The 21,033-nt window shown below is 71.5% G+C and carries 15 protein-coding genes; 12 read left to right on the top strand and 3 right to left on the bottom strand.

The genetic code is table 11. The features are described from left to right. Positions 1-32 precede the first annotated feature (32 nt). Complete coding sequence (locus AB0B66_RS25160) at positions 33-1,667, bottom strand: GMC family oxidoreductase (protein WP_360534415.1); 1,635 nt, start codon at positions 1,665-1,667, stop codon at positions 33-35. Further along, positions 1,664-2,194, bottom strand: a complete 531-nt coding sequence (locus AB0B66_RS25155) for a DUF5987 family protein (RefSeq protein ID WP_360534516.1) — start codon at positions 2,192-2,194, stop codon at positions 1,664-1,666. Before AB0B66_RS25155 ends, AB0B66_RS25160 begins: the two co-directional genes overlap by 4 nt. Positions 2,195-2,590: 396 nt before the next feature. Here AB0B66_RS25155 and AB0B66_RS25150 point away from each other — a divergent pair, with 396 nt between their 5' ends. The 9 genes from AB0B66_RS25150 to AB0B66_RS25110 all read left to right on the top strand — a co-directional run bounded on the left by AB0B66_RS25150 (position 2,591) and on the right by AB0B66_RS25110 (position 15,336). Continuing rightward, the gene (locus tag AB0B66_RS25150) at positions 2,591-3,652 is read left to right on the top strand and encodes a carboxymuconolactone decarboxylase family protein (protein WP_360534413.1); all 1,062 of its coding nucleotides are present in this window, start codon (positions 2,591-2,593) and stop codon (positions 3,650-3,652) included. Between the two features lie 110 nt (positions 3,653-3,762). Further along, positions 3,763-4,335, top strand: a complete 573-nt coding sequence (locus tag AB0B66_RS25145) for a hypothetical protein (RefSeq protein WP_360534411.1) — start codon at positions 3,763-3,765, stop codon at positions 4,333-4,335. Further along, positions 4,332-4,916, top strand: a complete 585-nt coding sequence (locus AB0B66_RS25140) for a copper resistance CopC family protein (RefSeq protein WP_360534409.1) — start codon at positions 4,332-4,334, stop codon at positions 4,914-4,916. The genes AB0B66_RS25145 and AB0B66_RS25140 overlap by 4 nt, the downstream gene beginning before the upstream one ends. A 137-nt stretch (positions 4,917-5,053) precedes the next feature. Continuing rightward, entirely contained in the window at positions 5,054-6,049 is a 996-nt protein-coding gene (locus AB0B66_RS25135; protein WP_360534407.1) for a DUF1702 family protein, read from the top strand. Positions 6,050-6,196: 147 nt separating this feature from the next. Beyond that, positions 6,197-7,168: a DUF1702 family protein gene (locus tag AB0B66_RS25130; protein WP_360534405.1), complete on the top strand. Its 972-nt coding sequence runs from the start codon at positions 6,197-6,199 to the stop codon at positions 7,166-7,168. A gap of 43 nt (positions 7,169-7,211) precedes the next feature. Then, positions 7,212-12,989, top strand: a complete 5,778-nt coding sequence (locus AB0B66_RS25125) for a type I polyketide synthase (protein ID WP_360534403.1) — start codon at positions 7,212-7,214, stop codon at positions 12,987-12,989. Further along, the gene (locus tag AB0B66_RS25120; RefSeq protein WP_360534401.1) at positions 12,989-13,429 is read left to right on the top strand and encodes an acyl-CoA thioesterase; all 441 of its coding nucleotides are present in this window, start codon (positions 12,989-12,991) and stop codon (positions 13,427-13,429) included. Before AB0B66_RS25125 ends, AB0B66_RS25120 begins: the two co-directional genes overlap by 1 nt. A gap of 27 nt (positions 13,430-13,456) precedes the next feature. Then, a complete protein-coding gene (locus tag AB0B66_RS25115; protein ID WP_360534514.1) occupies positions 13,457-13,978 on the top strand; it encodes a flavin reductase family protein in 522 nt (173 codons plus the stop codon). After that, on the top strand, positions 13,975-15,336 hold the full coding sequence (locus AB0B66_RS25110; protein ID WP_360534399.1) for a cytochrome P450: 1,362 nt from the start codon (positions 13,975-13,977) through the stop codon (positions 15,334-15,336). Before AB0B66_RS25115 ends, AB0B66_RS25110 begins: the two co-directional genes overlap by 4 nt. A gap of 132 nt (positions 15,337-15,468) precedes the next feature. Here AB0B66_RS25110 and AB0B66_RS25105 read toward each other — a convergent pair whose 3' ends face one another. Continuing rightward, positions 15,469-16,239 (bottom strand): AraC family transcriptional regulator, encoded by a 771-nt coding sequence (locus AB0B66_RS25105; RefSeq protein ID WP_360534397.1) that lies wholly within the window; start codon positions 16,237-16,239, stop codon positions 15,469-15,471. A gap of 753 nt (positions 16,240-16,992) precedes the next feature. On the opposite strand from AB0B66_RS25105, the gene AB0B66_RS25100 reads away from it, so the two are divergent. From AB0B66_RS25100 to AB0B66_RS25090, 3 genes are all read left to right on the top strand, one after another. Beyond that, a complete protein-coding gene (locus tag AB0B66_RS25100) occupies positions 16,993-17,655 on the top strand; it encodes a MerR family transcriptional regulator (protein ID WP_360534395.1) in 663 nt (220 codons plus the stop codon). Between the two features lie 282 nt (positions 17,656-17,937). Further along, complete coding sequence (locus tag AB0B66_RS25095; RefSeq protein WP_360534393.1) at positions 17,938-19,896, top strand: CRTAC1 family protein; 1,959 nt, start codon at positions 17,938-17,940, stop codon at positions 19,894-19,896. After that, the gene (locus tag AB0B66_RS25090; protein ID WP_360534391.1) at positions 19,893-20,921 is read left to right on the top strand and encodes an enediyne biosynthesis protein; all 1,029 of its coding nucleotides are present in this window, start codon (positions 19,893-19,895) and stop codon (positions 20,919-20,921) included. Before AB0B66_RS25095 ends, AB0B66_RS25090 begins: the two co-directional genes overlap by 4 nt. Positions 20,922-21,033: the final 112 nt, after the last annotated feature.

Raw genomic sequence — 21,033 nt, 5'->3', positions numbered from 1 at the left:
CCGCGCCGGCGAGCCGGCGCGGCCACGGACGGTCAGCGGTGGCGCGCCGGAACCCGGCTCGACGCCACCGGCTTGGGCAGGTCGCCCACATAGGTCACGGCCACGCCGCGCCGCTGCGCCGCCTGCACGATGCCCGGCATCGCCCGCTCGGCCAGCGCCGAGATGGTCAGCGCCGGGTTCACCGTCAGCGCGCCCGGCACGGCCGAGCCGTCGGTGACGAAGATGCCCGGATGCCCGCGCAGCTCATGCCGGTCGTCGAGGGCAGAGGTCGCCGGGTCGTCACCGATGCGGCACGAGGCCAGCGGGTGCACCGTGTACGCGCCGACCACGTCGTTGGTCCACGGCGTGACCGTGGCCAGGCCGTCACGCTCCAGGATGTCCTTGACGTCGGCGTCCGACAGCTCCCACCCTCGCCGCGTGTTGGCCGTGGGCCGGTACGTCAGCGAGTTGTGGCCCAGCATCTGCTGGGAGAACCGGGTCGCCGCGCCGGTCTCCGGCGGCGATCCGAACACGCCCTCGTTGTCGTCCTCGGACATCGTGAAGATGGTCAGCCAGGACCGCCAGCGGCGCAGCATCTCCTTCTTCTCCGGGCCGAACCACGTCGGCCCGGCCGCGTCGGCGGCCTGCGCCAGGATCGTGCCCAGGCCCGGCGGGAAGTACAGCTGCTCCAGCGAGTAGCGCTCGTACTCCGGCAGGCTGCCGTCGAGCCGGTCCCAGCTGGCCACGGTGGGGCCGCGGCCGATCTGGTACGCCTCGTACGCGACCCCGTCCCCGCGGTCCAGCCCGAGCACGTCGCGCACCTTCTCCTCGTCGAACACGGCCGTGTTGAGCCGCTCGCCGTTGCCGGAGAAGTACCGGCCCACGGCGTGCGGCATGGTGCCCAGAGTCGACTCGGAACGCTGCAGGATCACCGGCGTCGCGGCGGTGCCGGCGGCCAGCACGACGATCTGGGCGTCGATCGCGCCCTCGTCGTGCAGGATCCGGTAGTCCTCGCCGTCCACGATCCGGTAGTGGACGCGGTAGCTGCCGTCATCGTTGCGCGACAGGTGCTGGACCTCGTGCAGCGGACGGATCTCCGCGCCGTGCTCCAGCGCGCCGGGCAGGTAGTTCAGCAGCAGCGACTTCTTGGCGTCGAACTTGCAGCCCGCGGCCATCCAGTTGCAGTTGACGCACTCCGCGACGTCCACCGCCGACGGGGCCGGGTTGGCGGTGCGCCCGGCATGGTGGCAGGCCGCCGCCCACAGGCCGCCGCCGTAGGGGATCGCGTCCCAGCTCTGCTGCGTCACCGGCAGGGCCTCGCTGACCCGGTCGTACCAGGGGTCCAGGGTGTCGCGGTTGATCGCCTCCGGCCACATGCGCCGGCCGATGCTGCCCTGGCGCTCGAACACGAACCGCGGCGCGCGCGGCATCGTGGCGAAGTAGACCACGCTGCCGCCGCCGACGCAGTTGCCGCTGAGCACGCTCATCCCGTCACCGATGGTGAAGTCGAAGATCCGGGTGTAGGAGGAGCCCAGTTTGAAGTCGTGGTCGAACTCGTCGGCGTTCAGCCACGGCCCGCGCTCCAGCACCACCACCCGCGCGCCGCCGGCGGCCAGGTGGTAGGCGGCGATCGCTCCGCCGAATCCGCTGCCGATGACCAGGACGTCGGTGCTCTCGACGGCGCTCATGCCGGGCTCCCGGTGGGTGTCGTGTTCGGGTGGATGTCGGCCAGCGCGCGGCCGTAGGAGAAGCGGGGGAACCGCCAGGCGCCGTCGGCGTCGGGCGCGGAGTAGCCGATGGCCAGCAGGCCGGGGTGCCCGTCGCGCAGCGCGTCGGGGGTGCTCAGGTGCGCGGCGGAGTCGAACGCCATGTTGCTGAACAGCGCCATGCCGACCCAGAGCGCCTTCTCCGGATGGTCGACGGCGGTGAGCTGCGCGACCAGCGCGGTCCGGTCCGCGAACGGCAGCGCCACGAACGGCGGCAGGTCCTCGGAAAGGGCCAGGCCGTGCTCGCCGGCGTACTGCTGGGTGTGGCCGTTGAGCATCATGGCCAAGCCGTCCAGCGAGTCGGCGAGCCCGCCGGCCGGGTGCCGCAGCAGTTCGAGCGCACCGGAAGCGACGGCGCCGCCGCCGGTGCTCACACCCGCGACGGCGTGGTCGTGCGGATGGCGTTTCTCGCCCGGGATGATGGTGTCGGCGAAGGCCTCCAGCGTCATGGACGTGGGGTCGGTCGCCGCGGGAAAGTCGGGTTGCACGATGTCGCCTCCCTGCGTGGTGGGGGAACCCGAGTCATCGTGCAGTGGCATTCACGGCCGGTTCACCTTCCACAGTGCCCTGGGCCTTTGCCTGCTGTCCGGGCATCTCCCGTGCCGCGTCCCGAGCGCGATCCAAACGCGATGAGCTGGCAGTTCCCGGCTGAATGAGGCGTCGTCACGGTGCGCCTTCTTCGATAGTGCGGGTCCTTTCCGGCATGGCCGGTGAGCCATTGCCGGGGCGGGTTTCTCCGATCGTGCTCGGTTGTCCGCGAGGCGTTGTCGCCTTATCCGGCGCGCGAATACTGGGGAAACGCCGCCCGGACACCGCCGACGCGGCGCCGGGTCACGGAGGTAGCCATGGTCGTCGGGCGGATCGCGTCGTCAGTCATCCAGCGCCAGGTCAAGTACGTCACCCCGACCCCGCTGGCGGCCGTGGACGGTGTCCTGGGGCAGGTGTACGCGCAGGTCCTGGACGAGATGGGCCTGGTCGTGCCGCCCGTGCAGCTGCATTCGCCGGTGCCGGACCTCGCGGCGGCCTACTGGATGCTGATGCGCGAACCCATGCTGCCCACGGTGCACGTGGACCGGTCGGCCAAGGAGGCCGTCGCCACCGCGGTGGCCGTGGCCAACATCTGCCCCTACTGCGTCGAGATGCACAGCGTCGGCATGTACGACCTGGCCACCGAACGCGACGCGGAGGCGCTGGCCGGCGACCGCATAGACGATCTGGCCGACCCGCGGCTGCGGACGCTGGCCGCGTGGGCCCGCCAGCCGGGCCACGCCGGTCCGGGGCCGTTCGACGAGCAGTCGCGCGCGGAGCTGGTCGGCGTGGTGGTCGGCATGCACTACCTGACCCGGATGGTGAACGTCTTCCTGTCCAGCTTCCTGCTGCCACCCCGGCTGGGCCCAGCCGGCCGCCGCCGGTTCAAGCAGGGCGCCAGCCGCGTGCTGCGCCCCACGCTGCGCGATCCCCGCGCACCCGGCCGCGCGGTGGAGCTGCTGCCACCGGCCGAACTGCCGGCCGACGCGGCCTGGGCGCAAGCCAGTCCGTCGGTGGCGGCGGCCACAGCCCGCTCGTTCGCCGCGTTCGAAGCGGCGGGGCGGCAGGCGCTGACACCCGCGGTGCGCGAGGTCGTACTGGGCCGCCTGGAGAGCTGGCACGGTGAGGAGACGGGCCTGAGCCGCGCCTGGTGCGAGCGGCTGGTGCAGCCGCTGCCCGAGCCGGAGCAGGCCGCGGCACGGCTGGCACTGCTCACGGCGTTCGCGTCGTACCAGGTGGACGCCGATGTCGTGGGTGAGTTCCGGCGTCATCATCCGGGGGATGCGGCACTGGTGCGGGCGGCGTCGTGGGCGTCCTACACGGCAGCGCGCCGAGTCGGCAGTCGACATCTGCCAATACCTGATCCGGTGCGGTCGTGACCAGAGGCAGACAGCGCAATTTCGAAGATTCGGCCTGCCGCTCGCGACCGGCAACCTGTTGGGGGCCGGCGCGTCCGGCCGGACCCGGTCCGCAACCCTGAGGAGGCAACGTGACGATCGACCGCACCACGAGCCCGCCCACGAGCGTCGGCTGGCTCAACGGTGCAGGACACCGCACGGCCCTGAACGTGTTCATGTTCGTCGTGCTGGCGCACTGGGCCGAGCACCTGACCCAGGCCTACCAGATCTACGTGCTGGGCCGGACGCCGCCGCAGTCACGCGGGGTGCTGGGCCAGTTCTTCCCGTGGCTGGTCACATCGGAGTGGCTGCACTACGGTTACGCGCTGGTCATGGTGGTCGGCCTGTTCGTGCTGCGCAAGGGTTTCGTGGGCCGGGCCCGCACCTGGTGGATGGTGGCCTTCGCGATCCAGTTCTGGCACCACATCGAGCACCTGCTGCTGTTCATCCAGGCCCAGACCGCCACACCGTTCTTCGGCAAGGCTGTCCCGACCAGCGTTGCGCAGCTGATCTTCCCCCGCGTCGAGCTGCACCTGTTCTACAACACCGTGGTGTTCCTGCCGATGGTGGTGGCCGTCTACTTCCACCTGCGACCCAACAGGGCCGAGCTGACGCAGGCGGTGTGCGGCTGCGCCAACAGGGCCGCGGTGCCGGTGCCGGCGTGACCGACACCGACGGGCAGCGGGCCACCGGGAGGCGCGTCACGGCTTCCCGGCTGGCCCTGCTCGCATTCTTCGTCGCACTGGCGGCGGTCGGCGCGCCCGCGCTGCTCACCGCCGAGCCCGCCCCGGTGCGGCTGGCGGCGGTGGACCCGGCGGCCGACGTGGTGCTGGCCGCGACACCCGAGTCGGTGGCGCTGCGATTCACCGGCGACGTCGCCGCCCGCGAGGTCCACGTGACCGTCGCGGACGCCAACGGCGTCACCGTGTCGGCCGGGCCGCCCGCCCTGTCGGGCAGCACCGTCACCACCGCGCTGCGCGCGGGCGCGCCGGGCGCCTACCTCGTCGTCTACCACCTGCTGCTCGACGACGGCCGGTCGATCTCCGGCACCAGCCGCTTCGCCGTCGACCCGGCCGCGCCGTCGGCCGCCCCGAACACCGCCGAGGTCGCGGCACCCCTCGCCGAGGCCGAGCACGCCCACGTGCCGCCCCCGGATCCGCTGAACCTCGCGCTGACCGCCCTGGCCGCCGTGCTCATCCTGGCGCTGCTGGCACTGCTGTTCAGCCGGCCCAAGCTGCGCGACTGAGCCGCGCCGACCGGCTGCGGCCGGACTGTGCTCGCGACCGATTGCGCATCTTCGAAGGGGCCGTAGCACCGCCCTGTCGCCCACGATGAGGTGCGCCCGCCGACCGTCGGCGGGTTCGAGCACGGTACGGAGGGACGATGCCTACGACACTCGGTGCGCTGCGCAGCCTCGCGATGACCCCGTCGCTGGCCTCCGTCGGGTTTGCCGCCAGAGGCTTCCCGGTCGAGGAGACCGCGGCGACCCGCCGGCTGGAGGCCATCCCGCAGGCGGTGGTGTGCGGGTTCGAATGGGCGATCGACGCCCGCACGCTGTGGGAGGTCGAACGCCGGCTGGACCTGGTGGAGCCCGAGATGCGGGGCTTCGCCTACGAGGGCGCCACCATGGCGTACACCATCCGCGACGCGATGGCGGGCGGGCGCGGCACCCGGGCGCGCGACCTGCTGCGCGGCCCGGCGCAGCCGCACGTCTTCCTCACCTACATCGGCATCGGGTTCGCCATGGCCCGGCTGCCGCGGCCGCTGTGGGCGAAGGTGCTGCCCGACCTGACCGGCACGCCGTACTACCCGACGATGAGCTGGCTGGCCGTGGACGGGCTGGGGTTCGACCGGGCCTACTTCGACACCGACCGCTGGGTGGCGCGCAGGCAGCGGCCGCGGCCCTATCCGTGGCAGGGCCACGCGGGCTACTTCCCGAGGGCCTTCGACCAGGGCATCGGGCGGGCGCTGTGGTTCATCAACGGCGGACGCCCAGGGCAGGTCGCCGACGCCGTCGAGCGGTTCGAGCCGGACCGGCACGGTGACCTGTGGAGCGGGGTGGGCCTGGCGGCCACCTTCGCCGGCGGGTGCGACTGCGAGGAGCTGGTGGCGCTGCGCCGGTTCGCCGGTTCGCACGTCGCCGACCTGGGCCAGGGTGCGGTGTTCGCGGCGAAGGCCCGCGACTTCTCGGGCTTCGTTCCGGTGCACACCGAGCAGGCGGCGGGAATCCTGGCCGGGCTGCCGGTGGCGGCGGCGTCGGCGCTGGCCGACGAGGTGACCTCCGACGGCCCCGATGAGCAAGGCCTGCCCCGGTACGAGACGTGGCGCGCCCGCCTGCGCGCGGCGCTGTCCCGCCGGGCCGCACCGCTGCCGGGCTGAGCCGGGTCGCGCCGGGCCCGCGCGGGTCCGGCGCGAAATTGCGCACTGGAGCTTTCGGCAACGCAGAAGAAGAAATAGCCGAATTTCACTGCAACGATTTCCTGGAACGTCATCGAATCACGACACGACGACGGCCGGGAGCTGTTCATGGGACCCTATCGACGCCTACGCAGGCGCATTCTCACACCCAACATCGCCGAGACGAAGGTCGATGTCAGAGGCTTTCACGTAAAGAACGCCGAAACACGCGACCTGCTGGAAACGATCGGTCGCAGCTTCCTCGAAGGCTATGGCCTTGCCGCCGAGGCGCGGCGTGCGACCGACGCCGAACACGGACTCGAAGCCCTCCCGACTCGCTTTCGCGGATTCGCCTACGAGGGCGCCGCAATGGGCTTCGCGGTACGCGAGGGGCTTCCCGTCGGCGGGCGCGGACTGGTCCGCGACTTCCTGGCCGGGCGGGCGGCCGACCACGTGTACATGGTGTACGTCGGGGTCGGCTGGGCCATGGCTCGGCTGCCCCGGTGGCGCTGGTCGACGCTGTACGCGCCCGACCCGCTGCTGCGCTGGCTCGTGCTCGACGGCTACGGCTTCCACCAGGCGTACTTCCACACCGACCGCTACGTCTACCAGCAGCATCAGGAGACCGGCTTCCCGTGGCCGGCGGATCCGTTCCGCTGGTACGCCCAGCACGCCATCGACCAGGGCATCGGCCGCGGCATGTGGTTCGTGGGCGGCACCGACGCCGAACTCGTCGCCCGGATGATCAACCGGTTCCCGGAGCAGCGCCGCGCGGACCTGTACGCCGGCGCCGCGCTCGCGGCCACGTACGCCGGCGGCGCGGACCGCGACGAGCTCGCCTGCTTCTGGGACCTGGGGCGCGCGTACCGGCCGCAGATCGCGCAGGGCTCGGCGTTCGCCGCGGGCGCGCGGGTGCGGGCGGGCCTGGACGTGCCGCACACCGAGACGGCGACCCAGCTGTTCTGCGGGCTGAACCCCGTGCAGGCCAAGCAGGTCACCGACGACGCACTGACGGACCTGGCCGACGACGGCAGCACGCCGTCGTGGGAGGTCTGGCGTCGGCGCATCGCCGACACCCTCGCCACGCAGCGGCAGTTCTGAACCACCCCGGCCGCGTCGCGGCCAGGCAGGAGAGAGGCTCAAGATGACCAGAATCGCCATAGTAGGCATGGCCTGCCGGTATCCGGACGCGGCCTCCCCCCGGCAGCTGTGGGAGAACGCCGTCTCCGGCCGCCGTGCCTTCCGCCGGCTGCCCGATGTGCGGATGCGGCTGGCGGACTACTACGACGCCGACCCGTCCGTGCCGGACCGCTTCTACGCCCGCAACGCCGCCGTCATCGAGGGGTACGAGTTCGACCGGATCGCCTACAAGGTCGCCGGCAGCACGTACCGCTCCACCGACCTGACCCACTGGCTGGCCCTGGACGTGGCCGCCATGGCCCTGGCCGACGCCGGCTTCCCGATGGCCGAGGGCCTGCCCCGCGAACGCACCGGCGTCATCGTCGGCAACAGCCTGACCGGCGAGTTCTCCCGCGCCAACCAGCTGCGGCTGCGCTGGCCGTTCGTACGCCGGATGGTCGCCGCCGCGCTGAAGGAGCAGGACTGGGACGACGACCAGCTCGGCACGTTCCTGGACGACTTCGAGGCCACCTTCAAGAGCCCGTTCCCCGAGATCGACGAGGACACCCTGGCCGGCGGCCTGTCCAACACCATCGCCGGGCGGATCTGCAACCACTTCGACCTCAAGGGCGGCGGCTACACCGTCGACGGCGCATGCTCGTCGTCGCTGCTGTCGGTCGCCACCGCCTGCAAGGGCCTGATCGACGGCGAACTGGACGTCGTGGTGGCCGGCGGCGTGGACCTGTCCATCGACCCCTTCGAGATCATCGGATTCGCCAAGACCGGCGCGCTGGCCACCGGCGAGATGAAGGTCTACGACAAGGGCTCCAACGGGTTCTGGCCCGGCGAGGGCTGCGGCATGGTGGTCCTGATGCGCGAGGACGAGGCCCGCGCGGCCGGGCATCGCGTCTACGCCACCATCGCCGGCTGGGGCATCTCCTCCGACGGCAAGGGCGGCATCACCCGGCCCGAGGTCAGCGGCTACCAGCTCGCGCTGCGGCGCGCCTACGAGCGGGCCGGGTTCGGCATCGACACCGTGAACCTGTTCGAAGGCCACGGCACCGGCACCGCCGTCGGCGACGCCACCGAACTCAAGGCGCTGTCGCTGGCCCGGGAGGCGGCCGGAGCGACCGCCCCCGCGGCGATCGGCTCCATCAAGGGCATGATCGGCCACACCAAGGCCGCGGCCGGCGTGGCCGGGCTCATCAAGGCCGCCATGGCCGTGCACCAGCACGTGCTCCCGCCCGCGATCGGCTGCGTGGACCCGCACGAACTGCTTGGCACCGACGGCGCCCAGCTGCGTGTGCTGCGCAAGGCCGAGCCGTTCCCCGCCAACGCGCCCACCCGCGCCGGGATCACCGCGATGGGCTTCGGCGGCATCAACACCCACATCGTGCTGGAGAGCACCGGCGCGCGCCGCCGGGCCACCCTGGACACCCGCACCCGGGCGCTGGCCGCCTCGCTGCAGGACGCCGAACTGCTCGTGGTCGACGCCGCCTCGACGGCCGAGCTGCGCGACAGGTTGACGCAGCTGGCCGGGTTCGTGCCCGCCATCGCGTACGCGCAGCTCGCCGACCTGGCCGCGACGCTGCACCAGGAGTTGCGGGAACTGCCCTACCGCGCCGCGGTGGTCGTCACCTCGCCCGAGGACGCGACCGCGCGGCTGGAAGGGCTGATCGCCAAGCTCGACTCCGGCGAGACGACGATGATCGCCGCCGATGGGCGCAGCTTCCTCGGCCACGTCAGCGGGCCCGGCCGGATCGGTTTCCTGCTGCCCGGCCAGGGTTCCGGGCGCGGCGTCAGCGGCGGTGCGATGCGCCGGCGCTTCGCCGAGGCGGACGAGACCTACCTGCGGGCGGCGCTGCCCGTCGGCGCCGACGCCGTGGCCACCGAGGTGGCCCAGCCGCGCATCGTGACGGGTTCGCTGGCCGGGCTGCGGGTGCTGTCCGCGCTCGGCCTGGAGGCGAGCGTCGCCGTCGGCCACAGCCTCGGCGAGATCACCGCGCTGCAGTGGGCCGGGGCGATGGACGAGCAGACCCTGCTCGACGTGGCGGCCGTGCGCGGCGCGACGATGAGCCGGCACAGCTCGTCGGGCACGATGGCCAGCATCGGCGCGGGCCCTGAACTGGTGGACCAGCTGGTCACCGGGCTGCCCGTGGTGGTCGGCGGCTACAACGGCCCGCACCAGACCGTGGTGACGGGCACCGTCGAAGGCGTCGAGGAGGTGTGCACCCGGGCCCGTGAGCACGGCCTGTCGGCCACCCGGCTGTCCGTGTCGCACGCGTTCCACTCGCCGCTGGTCGCCCCCGCCGCCGACGCGTTCGGCCAGGAGCTGGCGGCACGGCGGTTCACCTCCGTCGGCCGGCGCGTGGTCTCCACCGTCACCGGCGACATCCTCGCCGCCGACACCGACGTGCGGGCCCTGCTGCACCGGCAGATCACCGACCCGGTCCTGTTCAACCAGGCGGTGACCCGCGCGGCCAAGGACGTCGACCTGTTCGTCGAGGTCGGGCCGGGCCGGGTGCTCAGCGGGCTGGCCGCCGCCGCCACCGACGTGCCCGCCGTCGCGCTGGACACCGACGACGAGTCGCTGGCCGGTGTGCTGCGCGTGGTTGCGGCCGCCTACGTGCTCGGCGCCGCCGGTGTCGACGCGGCGCTGTTCCAGGGCCGGGTGGTGCGCCCGCTGCAGGTCGGGGCGGAGTTCAAGTTCTTCGCCAGCCCCTGCGAGTCGGCCCCGGACATCTCCGTCACCTCGGCCGGCCCTCGTACGGCCGTGGCCGCGCCCGGGACGGCCGACGCGGCACAGGCCGTCGACGGCGAGTCCGGGCTGGACCTGCTGCGCCGGCTCGCCGCCGCGCGGGCCGAGCTGCCGCTGGACCTGGTCCGCCAGGACAGCAGGCTGCTCGACGACCTGCACCTGAGCTCGATCACCGTCGGGCAGATCGTCAACGAGGTCGCCGGGCGGCTCGGTGTCCCCGCGGCCCAGGCGCCGACCAACTTCGCCACCGCCACGGTGTCGGAACTGGCCGTCGCCCTGGACGAACTGGCCCAGACCGCCAGGCCCGGCGACGCCGCGCCGCAGCGGCTCGTCGCCGGCGCGGCACCCTGGGCCAGGGCATGGGCGCTGGACCTGGACGAGCTGCCGCGCCCGGCGCGCGCCGCCCGCGAGGAAGGCGGGCAGTGGCAGGTAGTCGCGGAGGAGCGCAGCCCGTTCGCCGCGTCGCTGCGCCGGGAGCTGGAGCGCTCCGGGCTCGGCGCGGGTGTGCTGGTCTGCCTGCCCGAGCAGTGCGCCGAGCAGCACATCGAACTGGCGCTGCAGGGCGCGAAGGCGGCCCTGGCCGGCGGCGCCGGCACCCGGTTCGTCCTGGTCCAGCATGACCGCGGCGCGGCCGGACTGGCCAAGACGCTGCAACTGGAGGCTCCGCACCTGCGCACCACCATCGTGCACGTGCCGGCTTCGCCGGACGCCGTCGACTGGGTGGTCGCCGAGGTGGCCGCCACGGCCCGCTTCGCCGAGGCGTACTACGACGAGCAGGGTGTGCGGCGGGTGCCGACGCTGCGGGCGCTGCCGATCGAGGCACAGCGCACCGCCGCCGCGCTCGACGAGTCCGACGTGCTGCTGGTCACCGGCGGCGGCAAGGGCATCACCGCCGAGTGCGCGCTGGCCATGGCCGTCGACAGCGGCGCGGCGCTGGGTCTGCTGGGCCGCTCCGACCCGGCCCACGACACCGAGCTCGCCGCGAACCTCGACCGTATGCGGGCGCTGGGCGTCCGGGTCGCGTACGCCCGCGCCGACGTGACCGACACCGCCGCGGTCGCCCAGGCGGTGCACCGGATCGCCGAGGACCTCGGCCCGGTCACGGCCGTGCTGCACGGGGCGGGACGCAACGAACCCGCCGCGCTGACCGGCCTCGACTTGGCCGCCGTCCGGTCGACGTTCGCGCCCAAGGTGTCCGGGCTGCGCACGGTCCTCGCCGCGGTCGAGCCGCAGCGCCTGAAGCTGCTGGTGACGCTCGGCAGCATCATCGGGCGGGCGGGCCTGCGCGGCGAGGCGCACTACGCGACCGCCAACGAGTGGCTCGCCGACCTGACCGTCGAGGTGGGACGGCAGTTCCCGAACTGCCGCAGCCTGTGCCTGGAGTGGTCGGTCTGGTCGGGCGTCGGCATGGGCGAGCGTCTGTCGGTGGTGGAGTCGCTGACCCGCGACGGCATCACCCCGGTCACCCCCGAGCAGGGCATCGCGATCCTGCGGCGGCTGCTGGCCGACCCCGACGCCCCGGCCGTCACCGTGATCAGCGGGCGGACCGAAGGCATCGACACGGTCCGCTACGACCTGCCGGAGCTGCCGCTGCTGCGGTTCGTGGAGCGGCCACTGGTGCGCTACCACGGCGTGGAGCTGGTGTCGGAGGTGGAGCTGAGCGAAGGCACCGACCTGTACCTGGCCGACCACCGCCTCGACGGGAACCTGCTGTTCCCCGCGGTCTTCGGCATGGAGGCCATGGCGCAGGCCGCGGCGGCGGTCACCGGCCGGCCCACCGCGCCGGTGGTGGAGCAGGCTCAGTTCCTGCGCCCGATCGTGGTGCCGCCCGGCGGCAGCACCCGGATCCGGATCGCCGCCGTGGTGACCGGCACCGACACCGTCGAGGTCGCGATCCACAGCGAGGAGACCGGCTTCGCCGCCGACCACTTCCGCGCCAGGTTGCGGCTGACCGCTTCCGAGCCGGGCGACGGCTCCCCGGAGCAGGTCGACGGGCTGCCCCAGGTGGTGCTCAACCCGCAGTCCGACCTCTACGGGCCGGTGCTGTTCCAGGGGCGGCGCTTCCAGCGGCTGCGCCATTACCACCACGCGGCGGCCCGGCGGGTCGACGCCGGTTTGGCGGCCGATGCCGCCACGGGCTGGTTCGCCGACTACCTGCCCGCCACCCTGCTGCTCGGCGATCCCGGCGTACGCGACGCGATGATGCACGGCAACCAGGTGTGCGTACCCGACGCGACGCTGCTGCCCCAGAGCATCGACCGGGTGATCCCGGCCGGTGACGCCATGTTCACCGCCGCCGTGCTGCGGTACACGGCCGTCGAACGCCTGCGCGACGGCGACACCTACGTCTACGACCTCGCCCTGCGCGACGAGTCCGGGCGGGTGCTGGAGCGCTGGGAAGGCCTGCGGCTGCGCGCCGTGCGCAAGAACGACGGGCGCGGCCCCTGGAGCGAACCGCTGGTCGGGCCGTTCCTGGAGCGCTCACTGCAGGACCTGGTCGGCGCCGAGATCGCCGTGGTGGCCGAGCCGGACGGGCCGATCGTCGGCGACGACCACCTCGCCCGGCGGCGGGCGGCGACCGCGCTGGCACTGAGCCGGGCGCACGCCGCTCCGGTCGCCGTCGCGTACCGGCCCGACGGCCGCCCGGAGATCGTCGAGAGCGACGCCGTGTCCAGCGCCCACGGCGCCGGGATCACCCTCGCGGTGACCGGCTCCGGCCCGCTGGGCTGCGACGTCGAGCCGGTGCGGGCCCGCGCCGAAGCGGACTGGCAGGGGCTGCTCGGCGCGCACACGACCCTGGCCCGGCTGGCCGGCCAAGCCCTCGACGAGGACGCCGACACGGCCTCGACCCGGGTGTGGGCGGCCATGGAATGCCTGCAGAAGGCCGGGCAGCCGGCACAGGGTCCGCTGACCCTGCTGCCCTCGCCACGTGCCGGATGGACCCTGTTCTCCTACGGCGAGCTGCGGATCGCGACCTTCGTCTGCACGCTGCGCGGATGGGCGGACCCGGTCGTGCTCGCCGTCCTGACTGAAGGGCGCAACTGATGGACAACTACTTCGAATACCTGCACACGGTCGGGTTCGAGGAGACCAACATCGTCGGCAACGTGTACTACGTGAACTACCTGCGCTGGCAGGGCCGCTGCCGGGAGATGTTCCTCAAGGACCGCGCCCCTGAGGTGCTGGCCGACCTGCAGGACGACCTGAAGCTGTTCACTCTCAAGGTCGACTGCGAGTTCTTCGCCGAGATCACCGCCTTCGACTCGCTGTCGATCCGGATGCGGCTGATCGAACTGGCGCAGACGCAGATCCAGTTCGGATTCGACTACGTGCGCCTCGACCCGCACGGCGAGACGCTCATCGCCCGGGGCGGTCAGCGCGTGGCCTGCATGCGCGGGCCCAACACGCGCACGGTGCCGGCCCGGGTCCCGCAGGCGCTGGTCCGCGCGCTGGAGCCATACCAGCTCGCGGCCGCACGAGTGTGATCGGAGACGCACGTGGACACCCCATTGATGACCCGCGGGGAACCGAGGGACACCAAAGTGCTGCGACGTGCCTTCGGGACGTTCGCCACCGGCGTCACGGTCGTGACCGCCGGTGGCGACACCCCGCACGGCATGACCGCCAACTCGTTCACCACCGTCTCGCTGGACCCGCCGCTGGTGCTCATCTGCGTCGGCCGTGAGGCGGTCATGCACGCCGTCCTGTGCGACCAGGGCAGCTTCGGCGTCTCCGTGCTCGCGGCGGACCAGGGGCATCTGGCCAGCTACTTCGCCGACCGCAACCGGCCTTTGGGGGCGGAGCAGTTCGCGCGGGTGGCCTGCCAGACCGGCCAGCTCACCGGGGCGCCTCTGCTCGAAGGGGCACTGGCCCACTTCGAGTGCGTGGTGCGGCGCACCTACGACGGCGGTGACCACACGATATTCCTGGCCGAGCCGGTCTCGCTGCACCGCCGCGCCGACGACCAGGCGCTGCTGTTTCTCAACGGCAGGTTCCGGCAGGTCGAATCCGAACGAAGCGAGGCCAACACATGACCACGTCCGTGGGGCGGCGCCTGCCGGCGCCGCCCGGCCCCCCGCGTACGGATGCGCTGCGCCAGCTGGCGATCATGAACCGGGACCGGCTGGCGATGCTGACGATCGCCGCGCAGGAGTACGGCGACGCCGCCAAGCTGCCGGTCGGCCCGAAGACGCTGTACTTCTTCAACCACCCCGACCACGCCAAGCACGTGCTGGCCGACAACGCGGCCAACTACCACAAGGGCATCGGACTGGTCCACGCCCGGCGCGCGCTGGGCGACGGACTGCTGACCAGCGAGGGCGAACTGTGGCGCAAGCAGCGCCGGGTCATCCAGCCGGCGTTCCAGAGCAAGCGGATCGCGGCCCAGGCCGGCGCGCTCGCGCAGGAGGGGGCCGCGCTCGTCGAGCGGCTGCGGGCCTACCAGGGCCGCGGTCCGGTCGACGTGGTGCAGGAGATGACCGGCCTGACGCTGGGGGTGCTGGGCCGTACGCTGCTCGACGCCGATCTGGGCGAGTTCGACAACATCGGCGCCATGTTCGGGGTGGTGCAGGACCAGGCGATGTTCGAGCTGGAGACGCTCAGCGCGGTGCCGACCTGGTTGCCGCTGCCGCATCAGCTGCGTTTCCGGCGGGCCCGCCGGGACCTGGAGCTGGTGGTCGACGAGCTGGTGCGCCGCCGGCGCAGCCGCGTCGCCGACCGGGACGATGTCCTGTCGCGCCTGATCGTCTCCACGGACCAGGAGGCCGATCCGGCGGTGGGGCGCATCCGGCTGCGCGACGAGCTGGTGACCCTGCTGCTGGCCGGGCACGAGACCACGGCCAGCACCCTGAGCTGGACGCTGTACCTCATCGACCGGCATCCGCAGGTGCGGGAGCGGCTGCGCGAGGAGGCGTTGTCGGTGCTCGGGGACCGGCTGCCGCGGTATGAGGACCTGGCCGGGCTGCGGTACACGGCGATGGTGGTGGAGGAGGTCATGCGGCTGTATCCGCCGGTGTGGCTGCTGCCGCGCAAGTCGCTGGCCGAGGACGTGATCGGCGGCTACCGTGTGCCGGCCGGCGCCGATGTGCTGATCAGCCCGTACACGCTGCACCGGCACCCGGGGTTCTGGGACGAGCCGGATCGGTTCGACCCGTCACGGTTCGACCCGACGCTGCCGTCGGACCGGCCGAGATACGCCTACATCCCGTTCGGCGCAGGTCCGCGCTTCTGCGTCGGCAACCACCTGGGCATGATGGAGGCGACGTTCGTGGTCGCGATGCTGGCCCGCGACCTGCGTCTCACGCTGGCCCCGGGCCGCCAGGTGGTGGCGGAGCCGATGCTGTCGCTGCGGATCCGGGGCGGGCTGCCGATGACCGTCGACCCGGCCGGCTGAACCGGCCGAGGGCTGCGGGCTCGTGTCCACGTCGGGCACGAGCCCGTCGGCGTGTCCGGGCCGCGTCCTGCGCGTGGCAGAACGGAACCCCCGCTGGGGGGCGGGGGCTGCGACGGGAGGGGAAGGGGAGGTTCAGGCGGCGCCGAAGGCGGCGACGCGCGCGAGCGCGGCGGTGCGGACGTCGAGCAGGGCCATCAGGACCGGCGGGTCCAGGGAGCGGGCCGGTTTGAGCTGTACGTCAGCGCCTTCGACGGTCATGTCGCGGCTGACCGTGACCGGGCCGACGGAGGCCACACACACCTGCCGGTCGGCGCTGTCGGGTCTGGTCGTGTCGAAGGGCACCGAATGGGCCAGCAGATGCCACATCCCCGGCGGCACGTTCTCCAGCAGATAGGGCCCCGGCTCCTGCATCACCGCGCAGGCGATCGGTTTGCCCTCGGGCAGCCGGTCGCGGAACAGGCCGAGGAAGATGCTCTCCCGCCGGTCCGGGTCGTGCGGGCGGACGATCCCCCGCACGGTGGCCAGCTTGCCGGTGGGCACGAACACCCCACCGGTCTGGATCTCGGGGGTGACGCCGTGCTGGCGGCGGTAGATCGTGGGCGAGAGCCCGACACTGCGGGTGAAGCGGGTGCTGAACGTGCCGACGCTGGTGTAGCCGACCCGCAGGCTGATGTCGGAGACGTTGAACGACGTCGTGACCAGCAGCTGCTTTGCCTGCTGTAGACGCAGGGCCGACAGGAACCTCCCGGGTGACAGGCCGGTGACCCGCTGGAACATCCGGGAGAAGTGGAACTTGCTGAACATCGCCACACGGGCCATGTCGTCTATCGTCAATTGCTCTTCCAGGTTGTCGCGCATCACGGTGATGACACGCTCGACAGCTCTTTCCGCGTCGGTGTTCATGGGACCTCACTGCCTCCTCGGGTCGAAGCGCGAAGCGCCATCAAGAAACCGCTCGGCGCGGGTCGACGAATGCTTTCGGGCACGCCGGTGAAAGGCGCGACCGGCGATGGCGCGTCAGGCATTTGTCGTAGTGCCGAACGGTTTCTGGAGTGCGTCTCCGGGGAACGCGTCCACATGGCCGGGGGTGCCGTCCGTGTGGTCGATTCCACTTCGGTCATTCGGTCGGGTTACCGAAGTCGATGCTAGGGAGAAGTGATCCACGGGACAACACCCGTCTCGTAAAGTGTGCGCCGGAGATCGTCCAGCGCCCGCCCGGGAGCGCTGCAAAACGGCTCCTACCAGCGTGTTCGATGTGACTGGGCAGTAGCTTCCCGCCTAAGTAAGCAACTATTTGGAGAGGTGCGGTTGGCACTATTCACTATCCATTCCGGTCACTGATTGCGATCGCCGAAACGGCCGCGCCGCCCGGTCGCGGGCACCGGGACGCCCGCTGAACTGGTCGGGAACGCGCTCTCCGAGAGCGACGCTGCGTAGTCAGATGCGTACGCAACGAAATTCTGGGTATGGCAGTGCTCGCTCGCCGCCGCGGCGAGCGCTCGGGGGCGGGCCCACCGGCGTCCTGTCGGGTGCCCGTCGCTGAGTGAAAAACCCCAGGTGGGTGGTGCTTTCAAGCCTCCGCGCCTGGTGGCCCGAAGGTTGCCCAGTCTCGATCAATGTGGAACCATGAACCAGTTTCCGACCTGACGGAGTTCGATGAAGATTTCGCATCTCAGCAGGCTGAGCGGTGTTTCAGTGCCAACCATCAAGTTCTACCTACGGGAACAGCTGTTACCACCCGGCGTGCCGACGGCGCGAAACCAGGCCGAGTACGACGAGGCCCATCTCGCCCGGCTGCGCCTCATCCGGCTGCTGACCGGCGTCGGCGACATGAGCCTGGCCGCGGTCCGCGAGGTGCTGGCCGCCGTCGACGGCGACGACGTCTCACCGGCCGGCCTGGCGCAGGTGGTGAACCAGGCGCTCCGGGACGAATACCCGGTGCCGCCTGGCAGCCCGGCCGCGTACGCCGAAGTCGGACGCCGCGTCGACGGCTTCCTGGCCGGCATGGGCTGGCAGCTGTCGACCGGCTCACCCGAGCGCGAGAGCCTGGTTCGGGTGCTCGCCGCGCTCGAGGGCCTGGGCCTGCCCGGCCTGCTCGAAGAACTCGAGCCGTATGTCGAGGCGGCCGACCGGATAACCGCGGCCGAACTGGACCGCCAGCAGTCCATCGACGACGCCGCGACGATCGTGGCCAGGATCGTCCTGTTCGAAGTCGCCTTCGCCATAGTGCGCAGGATGGCCTTCAGCCACCATTTGGCACCCCGCGCGGAAAGTGCTCCGCAGAGCACCTCTGCACCTATTTTCGCACCCAAGCGATAGCGAAACTTTCGCTCAGTCGGGTGGCATCCCCGGTGCCTTGGGCATCCCGCTGGTGACCGCATTCCCGGCGACCTCTTCAATCGTGCTCGGCTGCTTCCGCAAACGCCGTATGAGCATTCCCCGAGAAGACACGCCCCGCCGGATCCCGCCACGATATCGAGGTCGAGGACGGCGTCGAGAATCCTGTCGGCCTCGGTAGCCAACGGCACGAAACAACCAGTCCGTCTCCTCGCCCGGCGTCGTCGTGCCTCGGGCGGTGAGCCCTGCCACCGAGGGGATTCCATGCACCCAACACCCGGCCTGCTCCGTCGGCTGAGTCCGGCGGCTCTCGTGCTGGCCATGGTCGGCACGCTGTTCGTCGTAGCACAACTACCCGAGGTCTCGGCCGCCGACCGGGCGTCGCTGGTGTCCCGGTTCGCCTTCCGGGAACTGCCCATCGCCCTGCCACCCGGGCTGCCGCAGCGCACCGTGCGCGAGGTCAACCCCAAGTACCAGCACATCCGGGCGTGGATCTCGTCCGTCGGCGCCGCCATCGCCGTCAACGACCTCGACGGCGGCGGGCGACCCAACGACCTGTGCCTGGTCGACACCCGCTCCGACGCCGCCATCGTCACCCCCGCCCCCGACAGCGGCGACAGCTATCCGCCGTTCGTGCTCGACCCGGCCCCGTTACCCACGGGCGCCACCATCTCGCCGATGGGCTGCGTGCCCGGCGACTTCAACCGCGACGGCTGGCACGACCTGCTCGTCTACTACTGGGGACGCACCCCGGTGCTGTTCCTCAACCGCGCCCAGGCCGCGCCGCTGAGCATGCGCAGCTTCCTGCCGACCGAGCTCATCCCCGGCCCCACCTCGCCCAGCGGGGGCTACCACGGCAAACTGTGGAACACCAACGCGGTCGCGGTCGCGGACTTCGACGGCGACGGCGGACCCGACATCGGCGTGTTCAACTACTTCCCGGACACGGCGGTGCTCGACCCGCAGGGCCAGCCCATTGTGCAGATGAACCACTCGATGTCGCGGGCGCAGAACGCGGGCGGCGCCCACGTGCTGCGCTGGACAGGCGCCGACGCGACCTCCGTCAAGTTCGAGGAGCAGGTGGCCATCGATCCTGCCTTCGCCACCGGCTGGACGCTGGGCGCCTCCTCGGCCGACCTCGACGGCGACCTGCTGCCGGAGCTCTACCTGGCCAACGACTTCGGCAACGACCGCTTCTTCCACAACGCCTCCACACCCGGCCGGATCAAGTTCGAACTGGCAGAAGGCAGCCGCGGCCCGCTGGACCCGAAGTCGCTCGTGGTCGGGCACGACTCGTTCAAAGGCATGTCGATCGAGTTCGGCGACCTCGCCGGCACCGGAAAGTTCGACATGTTCGTCAGCAACATCACCTCCAGCTGGGGCCTGGAGGAGAGCAACATGGTCTGGCGCAACGACGCCGCCGACCCCGAAGACGCCCGGCGCCGCATGGCCGACGGCGACGCACCCTTCCGCAACCAGGCCGCCAAGATGAACATGGCCTGGATCGGCTGGGGCTGGGACGCGAAGATGGCCGACTTCGACAACAGCGGCCAGGTCGCGCTCGTGCAGGCGGTCGGCTTCGTCAAGGGCAAGATCAACCGATTCAACTGGCTGCAGGAACTGGCGATGACCAACGACCTGCTGCTGCGCGAACCCGACATGTGGCCCAAGGCCGAGCCCGGCGACGACATCTCCGGCTCACAGCCGTTCGCGTTCTGGGTCCGCGAGGACGGCGAGAAGTTCGTCGACATCGCCGCCGACCTCGGCATGACCGACACCACCCCGAGCCGCGGGATCGCCGTCGCCGACACCAACGGCGACGGACACCAGGACTTCGCGGTGGCCCGCCAGTGGGGACCCCCCGTCTACTACCGCAACACCGCCCCCACGCAGGGTGACTTCCTGGGCCTGCGGCTGCACCGCCCCGTCGCGAACGGCACGCCCGGCGGCCCGATCGGCACCCCCGCCTACGGCGCCGTCGCCAAGGTGACCATGGCCGACGGCAGCACCCGCGTCGCCCAGCTCGACGGCGGCGGCGGCCACTCCGGCAAGCGCAGCTTCGACGTGTTCTTCGGCCTCGGCCAGACCGGCGGCAAGCCGGTCGCGGTCGAACTGTGCTGGCGCTCGCTGGACGGCGCCGCCCACCGCCAGCGGCTGGACCTGGCCGCGGGCTGGCACGACATCATGCTCACCGACAAGGCCCAGGAGGTGCCGTCGCGATGACCCACGTCGAACAGGTGGCCACGCCATCCATCACGGTCCGCAGAACACCCGGGCAGCAGGCCCGCACCGACGCGGCACCCGCCACCAGCGTCACGCCGGCGACGAAGCCGGAGCGGGTCGACAACGCCGACCCCCGCTACAAGGCGCTGCGCAACTTCGCCATCTCCATGAGCGTCTTCAACATCCTCGGGTACACGGTGCTCGGCTTCGAGCAGCCCTGGACCTGGCCGCTGTTCGCCCTGGCCGTCGGCTACACCACCGAGATCGTGGTCGAGCTCGTCTCGGCCTGGGCGCAGCGACGGCCCGTGGGTTTCCGCGGACACGGCGTCTGGGGCGTATACACGTTCCTGCTGCCGACCCACATCACGGCGCTGGCGGCGAACATGCTGCTCTACGCCAATGACATCTTCTGGCCCATCGCCTTCGCCGTGGTCGTCGCGATCGGCCAGAAGGCGGTGCTCCAGGCGCCGATCAAGGGCCGCATGCGGCACTTCATGAACCCGTCGAACTTCGGCATCACCATCACCCTGCTGGCGTTCTCGTGGGTCAACGTCGCCCCGCCGTACCACTTCACCGAGAACGTGCCGGACATGATCCGTATCGCCGTTCCGCTGATCATCCTCACCGCCGGCACGGTGCTCAACGCGGTGCTCACCAAGAAGGTCGGCCTCATCGTCGGCTGGCTGGGCGCGTTCGTCATCCAGGCGCTCCTGCGGCACTGGATCTGGGACGTCGCCCTGTGGGCGTCCCTGGCCGTGATGACCGGCGTCGCGTTCGTCCTGTTCACCAACTACATGATCACCGACCCGGGCACGACACCGACGCCGTTCAAGTGGCAGTTCATGTTCGGATCGAGCGTGGCCTTCGTCTACGGCGCGCTCATGCAGTTCAACATCGTCTACACGCTGTTCTTCGCGGTCACGATCGTGTGTCTGGCCCGCGGCATGTTCTGGTGGGGCAAGACCCTGCTGGAACGGCGGCAGGCGAGCGCGGCGGGCACGCCGAGGTTGGCTGCCACCGGCTGACCCCGCCCCTGAGCCCGGTGGCTGGTCGCGCACGGCCCGCCGCCGGGCTCCTTCGTGAGAATCCCTGATGTGGTCTGAAGCTGCCGCCGCAGGGAGATCCCCACTCGCCCAG

The sequence above is a fragment of the Catellatospora sp. NPDC049111 genome (assembly GCF_040648615.1).
Taxonomy (GTDB): domain Bacteria; phylum Actinomycetota; class Actinomycetes; order Mycobacteriales; family Micromonosporaceae; genus Catellatospora; species Catellatospora aurea.
The sequence above is the reverse complement of the archived record's forward strand: the minus strand, read 5'-3'. Positions and strand labels throughout refer to the sequence as shown.